This window comes from Mesorhizobium sp. J8 (genome assembly GCF_016591715.1).
GTDB lineage: Bacteria > Pseudomonadota > Alphaproteobacteria > Rhizobiales > Rhizobiaceae > Mesorhizobium.
Map to the genome: position 1 here is coordinate 5338464 of NZ_AP024109.1, position 17471 is coordinate 5355934.

Genomic DNA, 17471 nt, shown 5'->3' on the forward strand with positions numbered 1-17471 from the left:
TCAGCTTAATGCATCAGCGGCCCGCTGGCCTTCCGCCATGCATCGATGCCGCCCTGGATGTGGCGGGCGCTGGAAATGCCGACATCCTGCGCCGCTTGCACCGCCATCGCCGAGCGCTCGCCGAAGGCGCAATAGAAGAGTATCTGCCTGCTGGTCGATTTCGCCAACTCATGCAGCATGCCGCCGGCGGCGATATTCTCCTGCAGCCGTCCATAGGGCAGGTGGATCGCGCCGGGAATGACGCCGTGCCTCTCGCGTTCCGACTGCTCGCGCAGGTCGATCAGCGCCACGTCGGGCCGCCCGACCAGCGCCAGCGCCTGCTCCGCGCTCACCGCCCAGCCGCGGGCGGCGATATCATCCTGGTGCAGCCCGACCCGCATGTTGGCGGGCACGGCCACATCCATCATTTTCGGATTGGACAGGTTGAGATTGTTCATAATGTGGACGTACTCGTCGACCGACTTCACCTGCAGGCGCGGATTGAAGGCTTTTTCCTCGCCGATCGTCGACACGGTCTCGCCCTTGTAGTCATGCGCCGGAAAGATCAGCATCTCGTCGGGCAGCTTGAGCAAGCGGCCGAAGATCGATTCATATTGCTGGCGCGGATCGCCGTTCTGGAAATCCGTGCGGCCGGTGCCGCGGATGAGCAGAGTGTCGCCGGTGAAGACCCGGTCGGGCAGGACGAAGCTGTAGGAATCGTCGGTGTGGCCGGGCGTGTAGATGACGTCGAGCGCCAGCCCCTCGATGCCGAGTTTGTCGCCGTCGGCAAGCCGCATCGACACCACGTCGGCCTTGGTCTGCTCGCCCATGACGGTCACGCAATGCGTCCTGTCGCGCAGCGCGCCAAGGCCGGTGATGTGGTCGGCATGAAGATGCGTGTCCACCGCCTTTACCAATCTCAGATCCAGCTCGTTGACCAGTTGCAGATAGCGATCCACCTTCTCCAGCACCGGATCGATGATCAGCGCCTCGCCGCCGCGCCGGCTGGCGAGCAGATAGGAATAGGTGCCGGAAACGGAATCGAACAGCTGACGGAAGATCATTCGCGCCTCTCTCGCCTGAGGCCGATGGCCCGGCTGTCGGCCAGTCTAGAACAAGCGCGCTGAGCCCGCCAGCGGCAGACCGCTTGCCCGTCCAAAGGCCTGGAAGCCCCTACCGCCTCAGCACGGCGCTCAGCACGTCCCTGATGCCGATCGCGCCGACGAAGCGCGAGCCTTCGTCGAACAGCGCCACGGGCGCCGTCTGCGAGCGGTGCATAGCGAGCATCACCGTTTTCAGCGGCGTGCCGGGATTGGCCCAGAACACCTGAGCCCCTTCCTCCGGCTGACGTTCGACATCGGCGCAGGAGACCCACACCGCCGGCTTGCCGTCGCGTTCGGCCGCGGCCACCAGGCCATGCTCGTCGATCTTGAAGCGCGTCGTCTTGCGCCGGTCGAGCCACACCCAGCCATTGTCGCCCTGCTCCAGGTCGCGGCGGTCCCGCATCACGTTCCACGCCGTCAGCACCGACAAGGGGTTCACATTGGCGATGAAGTCGCGGACATAGTCGTTCGCGGGCCGCAGAACGATGTCTTCCGGCGCGCCGGTCTGCACGATGCGGCCGCCCTCCATGATCGTGATGTGGCTGCCGATCTTCAGCGCCTCCTCGAGGTCGTGGCTGACGAAGATGATGGTCTTCTTCAGCTCCGCCTGGAGCTGCAGCAATTCGTCCTGCAGCTTGGTGCGGATCAGCGGGTCGAGCGCCGAGAACGGCTCGTCCATCAGAAGGATCGGCGCCTCGGTGGCGAAAGCCCGGGCGAGGCCGACGCGCTGCTGCATGCCGCCTGAAAGCTCATGGGCGTATTTCTTCGACCACTGGTCAAGATGGACAAGCTGCAGTTGCTTCTGCACCCGCGCCTTGCGCTCCGCCTCCGGCACGCCGGCAAGCTCGAGGCCGAAGCCGACATTTTCCTCGACCGTGCGCCAGGGCAGCAGGCCGAACTGCTGGAACACCATGGCCACCTGCTTCTGCCGCAGCCGCCGCAAGGTCGTCTCGTCGCAGGTGACGACATCGACGATGCGGTCGCCGTCCTTGACCAGCACCTGGCCGCGCGACACGACGTTCAGCCGGTTGACGGCCCTCAGCAGCGTCGACTTGCCCGAGCCGGACAGCCCCATCAGTACCGAAATCTCGCCTTCGTGCACGGTGAGGCTGGCACCGGCGCATCCAAGCACATTGCCGGTCTTTTCCAGTATCTCGGCCCGGGTGGCGCCCTGGTCGATCAGCGCCAGCGAACCTGCCTGGTCGGCGCCGAAGACGATGTCCACGTTCTTGAAATCAACCGCGACGGTCATTTCTTGCCTCCAACGCCGATGCGGGTCATGCGGTCGAGAACGATGGCGAGCACGACGATCGCGAGGCCGGCCTCAAGCCCGAGATCGATGCGGCGCGAGCCGAGCGCGCGGTTGATTTCCGTGCCGAGACCGCCGGCGCCGATGAGCGCGGCGAACACGACCATCGACAGCGACAGCATGATCGATTGCGTGAGACCCGCCATGATGGTCGGCAGCGCCGAGGGCAGCTCCACCTTCCACAGAAGCTGGCGCTTGGTGGCGCCGAAGGCCTCGCCCGCCTCGATGATCGCCTTGGGCACCGAAACCACGCCCAGATGGGTGAGCCGCACGGCCGTCGGAATGACGAAGATGATGGTGACGATAAGACCGGGCGCGTTGCCGAGGCCGAACAGGGTGAGCACCGGGATCAGGTAGACGAAGGTCGGCAGCGTCTGCATCAGGTCGAGCACCGGCAGCATGACGCGGTAGACCTTCGGCTTGTGCGCGGCCCAGATGCCGAGCGGCACGCCGATCGCCATGGCCATGGCGGCGGCGGCAACGACCAGCACCAGCGTCTGCACGGTCTGTTTCCAGAGATTCTGGTTGATGATGAAGATCAGGCCGAGGAAGACGCCGATGGCGAGCGGCCGCGAACGCTGCAAAAACCACGCGATAACCGCGATGACCAGCGCCAACAGCACGGGCGGCACCATCAGCAAAAGGTTCACCGACCCGTCGAGGATGAAATTCAGTCCGTTTGAGAAGGCCCGGAAGATGGTGTCGAAATTGTCGGTCAGGAAGCTGAAGAAGGCCTTGCCCCATGGCCCGATCGGGATCTTGTAGTCGGTCAGGAATTTAGAAATCGGATCCATCTTTCCCCTCTCGGCTTCGCCGCGCTTGCCGCACGGTCATCCTCTCACGTCTCCAGGCATATGAAAAAGGGCAGCCTCTTCAAGGGCTGCCCTTTTCCGGAATCATGCCGGTCCCAAGCGGATCAGCCCCCGAGCGCGGTCTTGACCGCGGCTGCGGCGTCGCCGCCGTCGAAAGTGGTCACGCCGGCGATCCATGGCTTGACGGCATCCGGATTTTTCTTGAGCCAGTCGGTCGCCACAGTCTGCGGGTCGCCACCTTTCAGGATCGCGTCCATCATCTGGCCTTCCATATCCAGATTGAACTTCAAATTGGCGATGAACTTGCCGGCATTCGGGCATTCGGTGGTGTAGCCCTTGCGCACGATCGTGTAGACCGTGGCGGCGCCGAAGCCGCTGTCGCCCATGCCGTCGAGATAGGTGATCTTCATGGCGCCCATCACCGGATGCGGCGTCCAGCCGAGGAAGGCGATCCATTCATTGTTCTTCATCGACTGCTCGGCCTGCGTCAGCATGCCGGCCTCCGAGGACTCGACCAGCTCGAACCCGGCCAGATTGTCCTTCGGGTTCTTGATCATGTCGAGGATGATGCGGTTGCCGTCATTGCCGGCCTCGATACCGTAGATCTTGCCGTTGAACTTGTCCTTGAACTTGCCGAGATCGGTCAGCGTCTTGACACCGGCATCTGCGACATAGGTCGGCACGACGATGCCGTAGCCGGCGCCCGTCAGGTTGGTGCTGATCGTCTCGATCGAGCCTTCCTTGGTGTAGTCCTTGATGTCGTTGGTCATCGACGGCATCCAGTTACCGAGGAAGACGTCGAGGTCCTTGTTCTTCAGCGAGGCCATGGTCACCGGCACCGAAAGCTGGATCGTCTGCGGCTCATAGCCGAGCGCGGTGAGCAGCACCGAGGCGAGGCCCGTGGTGGCCTGGATGTCGGTCCAGCCGACGTCCGACAGGCGGACCGCCTTGCAGCTCGCCGGATCGCCGGCATAAGCGGCGGTCGTGGACAGAAGCGCCGCAAGGCCGAGGCCTGCGACGAAGGATTTCATACGCGACATGAACTTTTCTCCCATTGGAACTTCGAGGCAAAGCGAAGTCACGGTTCTTGCGCCCGCCTTGTTTCGTCAGCCAAACACCATTTTGAAGCCGTTTCAAGCGCTTCAACATCACGACGAACGGCGCGGGCTGGCCATTAAGCGACATGACGAGCTTTTGAACGACATCGGATTTAGACGGCAGGAGTTTTTGGTGGACGGAGCCGCAGGCCCCCTCCCCGTGCGCCGACATGTGAGCTTAGAAGGACGGCATGGCCAAGCTTTACTTCCACTACGCGACGATGAATGCCGGCAAGACGACCATGCTTTTGCAGGCGTCCTATAACTATCGCGAACGCGGCATGTCGACGATGCTGTTCGTCGCCGGCCTCTATCGCAAGGGCGACAGCGGGCTGATCTCGTCGCGCATCGGCCTCGAATCAGAGGCCGAGATGTTCCGCGACGGCGACGATCTTTATGCCAGGGTCGCCGAGCATCACCGGCATGCCCCGGTGCATTGCATCTTCGTCGACGAGGCGCAGTTCCTCGAGGAGGAGCAGGTCTGGCAGCTCGCCCGCATCGCCGATCGCCTGGGTATTCCGGTCATGTGCTACGGCTTGCGCACCGATTTCCAGGGCAATCTGTTCTCCGGCTCGCGCGCGGCCGCAAGGCGACGATGGTGGTGCGGCTCGGACCCGACGGCAAGGTGGCGAAAAAGGGCGAGCAGGTGGCGATCGGCAAGGACGTCTATGTCTCGCTCTGCCGCCGCCATTGGGAAGAGGAGATGGGCAGGGCCGAACCCGATGACTTCATCGGCTTCGTCAGGGCATGAACCGAAAGCCTTTTCGGGTTGCCGGCCGTCGGGTAGCCGGCTGCCACCCGGATGCAATTGCGCGGTTTTATGCTGCTTTGTTAAGGTCGGCGTCCTAATTTCCAGCCAGCCAGAACCAGCCGGAGAATCCGCAATGTTTCGAGCCATCTCGTCCGCCGCCGTCTTCCTGCTTGCCGGCGGCCTTGCCGCGCATGCCGGTGGCGATGCTGCGCTGGGCAAGAAGGTCTTCAACCGTTGCATCGCTTGCCATGAGGCAGCGACGGATCGCGACAAGGTCGGCCCGCATCTGCTGGGTGTCGTCGGCCGCAAAGCCGGCTCGGCGGAAAGTTTTCAGACCCATTATTCGCAAGCCATGAAGGATGCCGGCGCAGCAGGCCTCCTCTGGGACGAAGCCAACCTCACCGAATATCTCAAGGCGCCCAGGCAGAAGGTTCCCGGCAACAGGATGGCTTTTACCGGCCTGACCAGCGATGACGACATCGCCAACGTGGTTGCCTATCTCAAGGCCAACCCCAAGCCCTGATCGCTATTGGAAGAAACCGGTATTGCCGCCGGCGCAGGAGCAATTCCAGGAAGGTGTGAGCGGTTTGCCGTCCGGAATTGGGCAAAAAACAAAGAGATAGAGCGGCTCGCCGTTTCTGGGAAACGGTGAACCGCTGTAGAGATTTCCGGCGCTGTCTAATCGCCTTGGCCGTCCGTAAAAACAACAACTTAAGGCATATAAGCTGAAGCTGTTCGATGGCGGCGCGCATTATTGGACACCATGCGCATGCTTGCCTTGTCTTTCAAGGGTCTAACCAATTCTTTTGTTTTGACGCCTCTGTTTGTCTTCCTTCTTTCAATCCCTTGAAGCCCCACATATATTCGCCGCCACGACACGGAAACGGATGCCGAAGCGGGAGGCCCCAATGGCGACATTGCAGAATTTCGATGCCGAAATTGCCAAGACCAAGCAGGTCGTGCAGGACATGCGCACCAAGATCGAGCAGTCCGGCACGGTGCTCGACACGCTTGCCCAGGCCGACAAGAAGATCGGCGACGCCAACTTCGACATCGAGAACGCCCGCATCGAGGACGTGCTCAAGCAGCAGAAGGTCATGGAAGGCAACATCGCCGACCTGATCATCGGGCTCGAGGACGCAACCAACGTCTTCGGCGCCGAATTCGAGAGCATGAAGAACTACACCGGCTGGGAAAACTTCGTCGGCATCTTCTCGGCGCAGCGCAAGCAGCGCATGCGCACCGACCGCGTGCGCAACATGTCGTTAGCCGGCAATCTGCAGGAGCTTTTGGCGAAATCGGATACCATCGTCGGCATCCTGAAGGCGCAGAAGCAGGTCCTCGACCAGCGCTACAAGACTTCCGAAACCAGCCTGTCGCAGGTGATCGAGCGCCGCAAGGCGACCATGTCCAACCTCGAGGCTGTGCAGAAGCGCATCGAGGAACTGAACCCTCTGCTGCTCGACATCGAGAACAAGATCGCCTCCTCCACGACCCAGAAGGAGCGCACCGAGCTCGAGGGCGAGCGCTCGAAAATGGCGACCGAATACAACGAAAAACAGGCCAAGGAGCAGGAGCTGCTGGCCGAAAGCCAGACGCTCGAGCGTTACACCTCGATGTTCCAGACCTTTGTCGATTCGCTCAACAACCAGATCGCCGCGCAGTCGACGCTGATCAACAAGCTGACCATCGACACCGAGCAGCGCATCGTCCTCTACAAGGCGCTGGAGGATTCGCTGAAGACCGCCGCCCAGCAGGACGTCGCCCACAAGATCAACACGCTGGGCAGCCAGGTCGACAACACGGCGGAAGAGACCATGGCCGGCATCGGCGCCGCCTCGCAGAAGCACATCGGCGACCTGCTCGAGATGCATGAGAAGAACATGGTGGCTTCAGCCGACATCCAGCGCCGCAAGAAGCTTGCCGACGATGCCTTCGCCCGCCGCTTCGACGAGGTGATGAAGAAGCACAACGCCGCCAACTATGTGCAGTCCTAAGCAGGTTCCGCAAAAGTGTTCCAGGGTTTTGCGGTCAGAACCTGCGAAAATCAAAGGAATCCGGGCAGATATTCGTGGGGCATCCCACGAATATCTGCTTGGGCGGCGCCGCTGATTTCATTGCAACGGCAGTCCCATGACATCTGAGAACGACGCGGCGGCACGCTATTTCTCCGCCATCACGGCGGCGCTGAGCGGGCTGGAAGTGTTCATGCGCGACGACCGCTCGCCGCTTTACCGGCACGGCATCGTCGCCAGGATCGTCGCCGAGTATATCGCGCGGCTCGACAAGTCCTTTGCCTGCTGGCGCAACCGGCTGGGTTTCATGGACACCTTCCGCATCTCGCGCGCCGAGAGCGGCTATCCCGTCTTCCAGAACCTGCTCGAATTGGAAAACGACCGCCAGCAGGCCGATGCCCGCCTGGCCAACATCCCACAGGCCGGCGAGCTGCGCGAGGAGATGGCCGACTTCATCCTGCGCCATAAGGAATTTCCCGAGGCGCTGCAGAAGTCGATGGCCGAGCGGCTCTATCTGGAGGACGTCAAGAGCGAGGCGACCTTCGGTCCGTTCACGCTTGCGCAGACGGCCAAGGTCTCGGTCAACCCGAAGACCATGCGGCCCTATTATCTCGTCCACTGGGCCACGTTCGACGGCAGCGCCAACCTGCCGCTGATCTACATGGTGACGGTAGAGGACTCCTCCGAGAGCATGGTGCGCCAGCTGGTCGACAACAGCACCGGCAAGCTGAACGAGAAGGTCGAGATCCCGCTGCCCGTCGACGGCCTGCTCAATCCCGAGCTTGCGCACCGCTTCGACGACTTCACCGAGAAGAACTCCGCCTACACGCTCTCGCCGGCGACGATCGCGGTCAATCTCGACAAGGACTTCGAGCCGCTGCATCCCAAGCAGTTGCGGCGCGTCGTGCTCGGGCCCTTCTACTCGGCCGGCATCACCGACAACAATTCGACCGTGGCCGAGGTGCTCTCCAAGGTGCGGAAGCCCGAGAATGCCTGGCTGCTCACCTGGACCATTCAGGAGGTCTTTTCCAAGAGCGAGAAACCCGGCCGCAAGGGACTGTTCTCCAGCGAGAAGACAACGCAGGAATTCTTCATCAACACCGACGATCTCGAAGCGGCGCGACAGGGCGTTTCGAGCTACGAGAAGCACGCGCTGATCCCGCACGAGGCCTACCAGGCACTCTACGCCGCGGGCGAGGCGCAGAAGATCTTTTCCGGGTACAAGGTCCACATCCTGTCCAACGGGCAGGTGATCAGCGACGTCTGACCGTCAAATCGCGGAGCATCCTTCATGGACACCGGCCTGACAACGATCTCGGAAGCCGCAATCGAAAAGCATCGCGCGACCGCGCAGAGCTTCATCACCCGCATCGTCGTGCTGGAGGATCCTGCGCGCGAATCCGGCACGGCGCTTGCCGGCACCAACCGCCGCTTCGTCTCGACCGTGTCGGTCGGCTCGGTGCGGCGCACGCGCGAGGTCGAGCTCACCAAGACGGTTGCCGCGATCCATCCCGACGACCAGTTGATGACGATCCCGCAGCACACGCTGCTCTACCGCGCCCGCCGTGGCCTGGCGATCGCGCTCGCAATATCTGATGTCTTCGCCGAAGGCTCCGACCTCGAAAGCCTGCAGGCGAAAAACGCGCGCGCGCCGCTGGAAGGCGACGAGGCGGCCACCTTCAAGAAGCTTCTGTCGGCCTCGGCTTACGTTTCGGCCTTCAGCTTCGCCTCCTATCTGTTCCAGCTGATCGACAGCGACGGCGAGGCGCCGAACGATATTCCCGAGCCCGACTTTCTGTTCGACACGCCGCAGGACGCGGTGAAGTCGATCGTCGCAGGTCTCGACAAGGCGATTGCCGGCTCCAAGGATGACGCCGACCTGGCGACACGGGCGCGGGCCTTTGCCCGCGTCACCATCGACGGGCTGCTGGCGCGCAAGGGCCGCTTCGACGGCATTGGCCCGTTCGAGAACGCGCATATCCGCATCGATGTCGACGACTTCACCCTCGATGGCTTCGACGTCGCGCCCGGCAAACGCTCAAAGCCGCTGGTAATGACCTTCAAGAAGCCGGAAGAGGTCGTCGGCAACCACATCGCCAAATACCAGTCGGTCAAATTGGCCAAGATGCTGATGGCCTACGATTTCGAGCGTGAGCTCAACCCCTTCGTCGAGCTCGGCGGCTTCCTGTTCACCTTCATCGGCGATGGCGCGCCGGGCACCGGCAAGACGACGCTGATCCAGATGATCGCCGGCCTCGTCAATGGCTACTGCCAGATCGCCGGCTATCCGTTCGCCTATGAGAATTTCGGCGTCGACCAGATCTCGTCCTACCAGGGCAAGTCGGGCCAGAACTGCCGCCAGTTCATCAACAATATCCTTAATCCGCGCGTCATCGGCTTCGGCACCATCGACGACATCGACCAGGTGGCGGCGCGCCGCTCCGACGACCGCGCATCGGCCGGCCAGCAGGAGATCACCGGCGTCTTGATGGACGCATTCGCCGGCGCCTCGACAGTGGTGCGCGGCAATTGCTCCTTCGGCATGTTCTCCAACTATCCGGAAAATGTCGACGACGCGCTGCGCCAGCGCGCCGGCGCCCGCTGGCTGGTCGACGGCCCGCAGACGCGCGACGACTATATCGACATCTTCGTGCTGCTGGCCGGCAAGAACCACAAGATTCCGCTCGGGCAGCATCAGCTCTATGCCGCGCAGGAAATCCAACGCGCCGTGGCCGAAGCCTATGAAGAGCACGAGAAGCCGCAGGAAGACGGGCTGATGAAGGTCTATGAGCGCTACATGAAGGAAAACGGCGCGCCCAAGACCATGGCCGATGTCGGCACCTATCTGCACATGATCAAGGACGCCGAACCGCGCTTCACCGGCCGCGCCATCAAGAACGTCACCGACGCCATCAAGATGCGCGCCATGGACATCGAGCTGCCGGACGACTGGTTCGAGAAGCCGGAAGCCTTCATGCACAAGAGCTACGACGACAAGAAGGCGATGATCGAGGAACTGCGCGGGCCGTTCTCGATGGATATGGTCATGCAGGAGATCAACCGCTACGCCGATTCCGAATTCCGCTATTCCGACAAGTCGGATGATGCCGCGGTGGAGAAGCTGCTGCGCGACGCAAGGCTGCGCGAGAGGGCCGCGCGTGAAATGGAAGAGCTGAAGAAGAAGGGGGCGTGGAATGCTTGAAGCGCGCGGACCTTCCCTTCTCCCCTTGTTGGAGAAGGTGGATCGGCGCGATAGCGCCGAGACGGATGAGGGGTGTTCCAGCGGAGTGAGACTTCGGCGTTCCCTGGAGCACCCCTCATCCGGCCGCTTCGCGGCCACCTTCTCCCACAAGGGGAGAAGGAAAGGCTGCGCCGCCCCTCATCCGCCCTTCGGGTACCTTCTCCCCGTGAACGGGGAGAAGGGAAGATGACCCGCCCCGCCAAGAAACCCGACCTCCTGCGCGACAACGAGCTGATCTACGGCCGCCTGCTGACCGTGGACGAGCCGCATCTCGTCCAGCGCTACAACAAGGCTCTTGCCGCGTTCGGCCTCGAACCGACCAAGCTTAAGACCTTCCAGATCGACCGCACCGGCTTCTCGCCCGAGATCGCCGAGGAATGCGGCGACTTCGACTATCTCGACCCCAACGAGGTCAACCGCCGCTTCATCATCCTGACGCCTTCGCAGATCGAGCTGCCGGTGGTTCACACCGCCTTCTCCAACACCTCGCAGCTGATGTTCGAGTTCATGTCGAAGAACCAGCGCGCCATCGACGCGCTGACCATCAAGGACGTGATCTACGGCGAGATCGAGGACTCGGTTCCCAAGGTCAACGACATCGAGGACCTGCTGTCGATCAACCAGGTCGAATTCAAGGTGCTGTCGGCCGAGGATGTGCTGGGCAAGGCGGCCGAGCTCGGCAAGCTGGTCGACCGGTTGAAGCAGGAGCCCGACGCCTGGCGCGACAATGCGATGCTGCAACGCATGGTCGATCTTGCCAAGGTCTGCGGCGACATCCGCGAGAACGCGCTGGTGCCCGACCAGGTGATCTTCCGCCACAACGCCTACTGGACCAGCCATTTCGGCGGGCTCTATGTCTTCGTCGACCCCGACATGACGACGGTGATCAGCGACCCTGCCGCCCCCGGCTTCCGCCGCTCGCGGCCCTGGCAGGTGAGCTATCTGTCGATCAACGACGCCGATAAGGTGTTCCGCTTCCTGGCCGCCACCGGCCGCCTCGACCTGCCGCGCGCTTCCTGGATCGAGGCCTCCGGCTATCTCGAGCACCGCGCCGAGATGATCGTGCGCGCGCTGATCCGCGATGCCGAGCCCAACCGCAACCTGACGGATGTCGACAAGGTCTGGCTGCAGACCTGGATCCACAGCCATGCCGACCTGATCGCCAGCGACGGCAATTTCCCGTTCCTCAATGCCGCCAAGCGTGAGATCGCCCAGTTCGGCCATCTCAAGATCGAGGACGTGCCGCCGCGCCAGCGCTTCCTGGTCGTGCGCGCCAAGCCCGATCATCCCGACGCCTGGCTGACCAACCAGTTGATCTCGGACTTCGTGCCGCAGGACTTCGTTTCGCGCTACGTCTTCAATAAGCCAGGCTTCTACAAGGACTATGACGGCTTCAGCGACGCATGGCGAAGCCATGTTGTGGACGTTCTGAAAACCACATATCTGAAGGATAAGGCGGCGTTCCGCGCGCGTCTTTACGGCTTGACTGACTAGAACGAAATGACCGGTCATTTCGTTCTAACTTTTTGTTTTGGCGCATGATGTTATCCAAAAAGTCTGCCGCTTTTTGGCGTCATGCTAAGGGGGTGCCACAGCCATGCTCGACCCGATCGTGAATTTCTTTACCCGGATATTCCAGTGGATCGGCCGTGGCATAGGCTTCCTCATCGGCGTCATCCTGTGGCCGTTCATGTGGGTCGGCCGCTGGTACGGCCAGCGCGGCTGGATCCTCAAGGCCGTGGTCGGTCTCGCCCTCCTGGTGCTGATCGGCCTCTACGCCAATTTCTTCTACGCTACGCAGTGGTGGAATAGTTTCGATCCCAATTATCCAGACAAATACACCTTCGAGAAACGCAACGTTTCAGCCGGCGAGCAGGTTTCGGCCGGCAGCGGTACCGACACAGCCAAGACCTGCGGCAACTCGGCCATCGCCCAGGTCGCCGCCGATCTGACGGATTTCAACGTCAACCAGAATGCCTGGATCTCGTCGATGATCCTCTACAAGCTCGGCCTGTTCGGCATCAACTGGGACAACACGCCATGGATGGACAACAAGGCGTCCTTCCAGCGCGGCATCAATCAGGCCGTGCGGCGAACCGCGACCGAGCTTGCCGACAATCTCGGCCGCGTGCGCACGACCTCCCAGATCGACGCCGACCTGCAGGATGCGCGCGGCAACCTGCAGTTCGACGAATACACCTGGTATTTTGGCCTCAACCCGTTCGGCCCCAAGACGCCGACGCCAAGCTACTATCGTGACGCGGTGCGTAAGCTGCGCTCCTTCAACGCCCGGCTTGCCACCTGCCAGGCGACGTTCGACGCCCGCGCCGACAATCTCAAGCAATATATCGACCGCATCGCTTCCGACATCGGCTCGACCTCGGCGATCCTCAAGGAACGCGCCGAGAACCATAATGACGGCTGGTTCGACTTCCGTGCCGACGATCGCTTCTGGTTCGCCTACGGCCAGCTCTACGCCTATTACGGCCTGATGAAGGGCGCCCAGGCCGACTTCGAGGACGTGATCAAGGAAAAGCACCTGCAGAGCCTGTGGGACACGATGGACCAGCAATTCGTGTCGGCGCTGCGTATCCAGCCTTTCATCATCGCCAATGGCCGCGAGGATGGCTGGCTCCTGCCGACGCATCTGACGACGATGGGCTTCTATATCCTGCGCGTTCGCTCCAACATGGTCGAAATCAGCAACGTGCTGACGCAATAGCGCCGTCCCCGGGCGACAGGGCGATGGCGGATTTGCGTCGTCGCCGCTGTCGCTTTTCGCGCATTAGGCGGCTGTTTTGAGACGGCGGAGCGGCATCCGCTCTGGCTTCTATACGGCGCAACGACCGGGCCCGAGATGACCGCCTTGAAGAACCCAGGCTACAGGAACGCTCTTTCTTAACAGGAAACATAGTTGCATGGAAGTTGACGCCGTCACAGCGACAGGGTTACATGCCCTTGCGTCCGGGCGGCGTTTCGACCATGCACGAATGATCGAACCCCTCCCCTCCACCGCCTACTCCAGAGGAAAGCCGTCATGGCCGAAGTGAAGTCCGACATCGAGATCGCCCGCGCCGCCAAGAAGAAACCGATCCAGGAGATCGGCGCCAAGATCGGCATCCCCTATGAGCACCTTTTGCCTTACGGCCACGACAAGGCGAAGGTCTCGGCCGAGTTCATCAAATCGGTGAAGGGCAACAAGGACGGCAAGCTGATCCTCGTCACCGCCATCAATCCGACACCGGCCGGCGAAGGCAAGACGACGACCACGGTCGGCCTCGGCGACGGTTTGAACCGCATCGGCAAGAAGGCGATCGTGTGCATCCGCGAAGCCTCGCTCGGCCCGAATTTCGGCATGAAGGGCGGTGCGGCCGGCGGCGGCCTCGCCCAGGTGGTGCCGATGGATGACATGAACCTCCACTTCACCGGCGATTTCCACGCCATCACCACCGCCCATAACCTGCTTTCGGCGCTGATCGACAACCACATCTATTGGGGCAACGAGCTCGGCATCGACATCCGCCGCGTCGCCTGGCGCCGCGTCATGGACATGAACGATCGGGCGCTGCGCGAGATCATCTGCTCGCTGGGCGGCGTCGCCAACGGCTTCCCGCGCGAGGCCGGCTTCGACATCACCGTCGCCTCCGAAGTGATGGCAATCCTGTGCCTGGCCACCGATCTCAAGGACCTCGAGAAGCGGCTCGGCGATATCATCGTCGCTTATCGCCGCGACAAGTCGCCGGTCTATGCCCGTGACCTCAAGGCCGACGGCGCCATGGCGGTGCTGCTGAAGGACGCCATCCAGCCCAACCTGGTGCAGACGCTGGAGAACAACCCGGCCTTCGTGCATGGCGGCCCGTTCGCCAACATCGCGCATGGCTGCAACTCGGTCGTCGCCACCACGACAGCGCTGAAGCTCGCCGACTATGTCGTCACCGAAGCCGGCTTCGGCGCCGACCTCGGCGCGGAAAAATTCTTCGACATCAAGTGCCGCAAGGCGGGCCTGAAGCCGGCGGCGGCGGTCATCGTCGCCACCGTGCGCGCCATGAAGATGAACGGCGGCGTCAAGAAGGAAGACCTCGGCAAGGAGAACATCGAGGCGGTCAAGAAGGGCTGCCTCAACCTCGGCCGTCACATCGAGAACGTGAAGCAGTTCGGCGTGCCGGCGGTGGTGGCGATCAACCACTTCACGACCGACACCGAGGCCGAGATCCAGGCGATGAAGGACTTCGTCAAGGCGCAAGGGGCCGAGGCGATCCTGTGCAAGCACTGGGCGCAAGGCTCGGCCGGCATCGAGGACCTCGCCCACAAGGTGGTCGAGATCGCCGAATCCGGCGCCTCGCAGTTCTCGCCGCTCTATCCTGACGAGATGCCGCTGTTCGACAAGGTCAACACCATCGTCAAGCGCATCTACCGCGGCGACGAGGCGATCGCCGACAAGTCGATCCGCGACCAGTTGCATGCCTGGGAACAGGCCGGCTACGGCAACCTGCCGGTCTGCATGGCCAAGACCCAGTACTCGTTTTCGACTGACCCCAACCTGCGCGGCGCGCCGACCGGCCACACCGTGCCGGTGCGTGAGGTCAGGCTCTCGGCAGGCGCCGGCTTCGTCGTCATCATCTGCGGCGAGATCATGACCATGCCTGGCCTGCCCAAGGCGCCGTCCTCGGAAAAGATCTTCCTCAACGAGCAAGGTCAGATCGAAGGCCTGTTCTAAACATCCTTCGGGCCGGGCACGATCCAGGGCGCCGCCTCATCGCGGCGCCCTTTTTGCTTCGCCGGCTTTCACGCCACCGTGGGCGAGCCGAACTTCTTGATGCCGGCGACCGACATCGAGACGAATTGGTCGAGAATGGCGAAGAAGATGTCTAGGCTGAAGCCGAACAGGAAAGCGAAGGTGAACAGGCTGAAGCCAATGCCGGTGACCTCGCCGCCGAGCTTGGTGCCGGGCGCCATGAACCAGGCGAGGATCATGCCGGCAAGCCCGCCGAGCGCGATCCGGTGGATGAGGCGCGACAGCGGCGGATTGGGCAGAAGCGGGTTCAGGATCATGCGCATGTGGAACATGATGCCGCCAAGCGCGCCGTAGAGCGCGGGCAGGATCCACAGCGCATACGGGCTGAGGACCTCGCTCAGCGTCTTGGCCTGCAATGTCAGCGTCGAAATCGAATTCGGCGTGATGGTGATGACGCCTTCGCATTGGAGGTCGCGTGTCGCCTCGTCGAAATCCGCGTTCACGTCTTCCACCTGGCCGGCCGCGCCGGTGGCGCTCACGGCTTGGATGCCGCCCTGCAGGTTGCCGTTGTTCCTGCAATCAAAATCCGACTGCTTGAGCGGCTGGCTGTTTCCGGTCCCGCCTTGCTGCTGCGCCAGCGCGACCTGCTGGCCGCAGAACTGGTCTATGGCCATCTGACGGGGATTCGAGAAATCGAGCGGCGCGCCCGCTTTGGCCGAGGAAGCCGAAAGCTTGCAATAGGCCCATTGCATGCCCCAGAGCGGAAACGGCGCCTCCTGCGTCATGAACCCCTGCGCCCGCACCAGCAACGAGGAGAAGCGCTGGTCGAGCGAATGCAGGCTGTCGACGGAATTGTAATAGGCGTCTTTCAACAGCGTCAGGTCGGTGGTCGACGCCGGCTGGGCGATGGCCGAGCTCAGTTGTTTCTTCGTCGCCCAGACCTGCCGGATCGACTGTCCGAACCGGGCGCTGAAATCATTGTTGTCGATCTCCTGCAGCTCCGCATTGATCGAGACGCCCCTGTTGTAGACATAGGTCAGCTTGCCGATGACGACCATCATCGTCACCGACAGGGCGATGAGAAAATAGGTCGCGAGCGCGGTCCGGCGTGACATGTCGCCCGGCGACCAGCCGGTGCGCAGCGCAGCCAGGGTGGAAAACGGCACGGTGTTGGAACACTCGTTGAGCACCGTCTGGAGTTTGACGACCTCGGGCTGGCTAGCCGTCGCATCGCAGAGCTTTTCCGCATCGCCGATCGCGGCGAAGAGTGCGCTGTCCTTGAACACGCCGTAGCGGCCATAGCCGGCAACCAGCTTGGCGTCGGCAAGCAACCCGGAGACAAGAGGATCATGGGATGTCGTCATCGCGTCCCCTCGACGACTAGCCCAGATAACCCGGCACGAAACCATATTGCGACGGGCACCCGCACGGATAGCCCGCCGGCCCGGGCGGCTGCGCCCAGCACCAGAAGAATTGGGTGAAGCAGATCGTACCCGGCGCGTGGGGCGGGACCTGTGCGAAGGCGGGCCACGGCAACAGCGCCGCGCCGACGGCGAGGATCAGGACGACCACGGTTCGTGCAACGCGCGCTTCCAATCCAGCCCCCAAAAGCCAACCGCGCTTACTCGCATGCGCGGCGACTTTGCGAAAATACCGGAACGGCTTCCGTGAAATGGCTCACGCTCTGCCTGGAAATCGGCCGCTAAAGGCAAAGGCGCCGCGTCCGGCGGCGCCTCTTTCTCGCCCGAAAACGATTCGAGCTAGGCGGCGTTCCGCTGCAAGGCCCGCTGGTTGGACGCGTAGATCGTGTCGCGTTCGGGCAGCTTCCCGGTCTTCAGGCAATCGATCCATTCGGCGGTCTTCAGCACTGCGGCGAAGCGCGACTGCAGAACCACGCTCACCACCCGGTGTATGTCCTCGGCCGACGCATAGCCGGCGCTGTTGGCATAGGGCACCGAGCCGCTGGCATCCGACAGGAACTCGACCGCAAAGCCCATATGCACGGCGTGGATGATGGTCGACAGGTCGCAATTGTGGGTCATGTAGCCGACGACGGCGATCGTATCGATGGCATTGCCGCGCAACCAGGTTTCCAGATCCGTGCCGGTGAAGGCCGAAGGCAGCGTCTTTTCGACATAGTGGTCGCGGCCTCGCCCGGCGATTTCGGCATGCAACTCGCCGCCATGGCTGCCCTTGGCGAAGATCGGCGAGGTCTCGGGCGCCATCTGCTTGACGACGACGATCTTGATGCCGGCCGCCGCGGCCGCGTCCATGGCGCGCGCGACATTGGCCACGGTCTCGGCGAAGGGCGGATGCTGGATGGCGAGATTGCCGCCGTCATAGTCGTTCTGGACATCGACGACGACAAGCGCGCGGCGCGGGTGGGTGGCTGGTGCTGACATGGCGGTTCTCCTTTCGACCGGGTTGAT

At 62.5% G+C, this 17471-nt stretch carries 14 protein-coding genes and 1 pseudogene; 8 read left to right on the plus strand and 7 right to left on the minus strand.

Annotation, left to right across the window (positions count from 1 at the left end; genetic code table 11):
* Window positions 1–5 precede the first annotated feature (5 nt).
* The 4 genes from MJ8_RS25625 to MJ8_RS25640 all read right to left on the minus strand — a co-directional run bounded on the left by MJ8_RS25625 (window position 6) and on the right by MJ8_RS25640 (window position 4243).
* Entirely contained in the window at window positions 6–1043 is a 1038-nt protein-coding gene (locus MJ8_RS25625) for an MBL fold metallo-hydrolase (RefSeq protein WP_201411429.1), read from the minus strand.
* A gap of 109 nt (window positions 1044–1152) precedes the next feature.
* Window positions 1153–2334 (minus strand): choline ABC transporter ATP-binding protein, encoded by a 1182-nt coding sequence (gene choV, locus MJ8_RS25630; protein ID WP_201411430.1) that lies wholly within the window; start codon window positions 2332–2334, stop codon window positions 1153–1155.
* Window positions 2331–3185, minus strand: a complete 855-nt coding sequence (choW, locus tag MJ8_RS25635; protein WP_201411431.1) for a choline ABC transporter permease subunit — start codon at window positions 3183–3185, stop codon at window positions 2331–2333. Before choW ends, choV begins: the two co-directional genes overlap by 4 nt.
* 122 nt (window positions 3186–3307) lie before the next feature.
* Window positions 3308–4243 carry a choline ABC transporter substrate-binding protein gene (locus MJ8_RS25640; protein WP_201411432.1) on the minus strand — a complete coding sequence of 312 codons (936 nt, stop codon included), beginning with the start codon at window positions 4241–4243 and terminating at the stop codon, window positions 3308–3310.
* 248 nt (window positions 4244–4491) lie between these two features.
* On the opposite strand from MJ8_RS25640, the pseudogene MJ8_RS25645 reads away from it, so the two are divergent.
* From MJ8_RS25645 to MJ8_RS25680, 8 genes and pseudogenes are all read left to right on the plus strand, one after another.
* Window positions 4492–5051 (plus strand): annotated as a pseudogene (locus tag MJ8_RS25645) (thymidine kinase).
* Between the two features lie 133 nt (window positions 5052–5184).
* Window positions 5185–5574: a c-type cytochrome gene (locus tag MJ8_RS25650; RefSeq protein ID WP_201411433.1), complete on the plus strand. Its 390-nt coding sequence runs from the start codon at window positions 5185–5187 to the stop codon at window positions 5572–5574.
* 385 nt (window positions 5575–5959) lie between these two features.
* Window positions 5960–7048: a hypothetical protein gene (locus tag MJ8_RS25655; RefSeq protein WP_201411434.1), complete on the plus strand. Its 1089-nt coding sequence runs from the start codon at window positions 5960–5962 to the stop codon at window positions 7046–7048.
* Between the two features lie 136 nt (window positions 7049–7184).
* Entirely contained in the window at window positions 7185–8333 is a 1149-nt protein-coding gene (locus MJ8_RS25660; RefSeq protein WP_201411435.1) for a hypothetical protein, read from the plus strand.
* Window positions 8334–8357: 24 nt separating this feature from the next.
* On the plus strand, window positions 8358–10268 hold the full coding sequence (locus tag MJ8_RS25665; RefSeq protein ID WP_201411436.1) for an AAA family ATPase: 1911 nt from the start codon (window positions 8358–8360) through the stop codon (window positions 10266–10268).
* Between the two features lie 225 nt (window positions 10269–10493).
* A complete protein-coding gene (locus MJ8_RS25670) occupies window positions 10494–11801 on the plus strand; it encodes a DUF6638 family protein (RefSeq protein WP_201411437.1) in 1308 nt (435 codons plus the stop codon).
* A gap of 103 nt (window positions 11802–11904) precedes the next feature.
* Window positions 11905–13029: a DUF2333 family protein gene (locus MJ8_RS25675; RefSeq protein ID WP_201411438.1), complete on the plus strand. Its 1125-nt coding sequence runs from the start codon at window positions 11905–11907 to the stop codon at window positions 13027–13029.
* A gap of 315 nt (window positions 13030–13344) precedes the next feature.
* Window positions 13345–15024 carry a formate--tetrahydrofolate ligase gene (locus tag MJ8_RS25680; RefSeq protein WP_201411439.1) on the plus strand — a complete coding sequence of 560 codons (1680 nt, stop codon included), beginning with the start codon at window positions 13345–13347 and terminating at the stop codon, window positions 15022–15024.
* 68 nt (window positions 15025–15092) lie between these two features.
* On the opposite strand, the gene MJ8_RS25685 is transcribed toward MJ8_RS25680, so the two are convergent.
* From MJ8_RS25685 to MJ8_RS25695, 3 genes are all read right to left on the minus strand, one after another.
* Window positions 15093–16406 carry a hypothetical protein gene (locus MJ8_RS25685; protein ID WP_201411440.1) on the minus strand — a complete coding sequence of 438 codons (1314 nt, stop codon included), beginning with the start codon at window positions 16404–16406 and terminating at the stop codon, window positions 15093–15095.
* Between the two features lie 16 nt (window positions 16407–16422).
* Window positions 16423–16638: a hypothetical protein gene (locus MJ8_RS25690; RefSeq protein ID WP_127235488.1), complete on the minus strand. Its 216-nt coding sequence runs from the start codon at window positions 16636–16638 to the stop codon at window positions 16423–16425.
* Between the two features lie 164 nt (window positions 16639–16802).
* A complete protein-coding gene (locus MJ8_RS25695) occupies window positions 16803–17444 on the minus strand; it encodes a cysteine hydrolase family protein (protein ID WP_201411441.1) in 642 nt (213 codons plus the stop codon).
* Window positions 17445–17471: the final 27 nt, after the last annotated feature.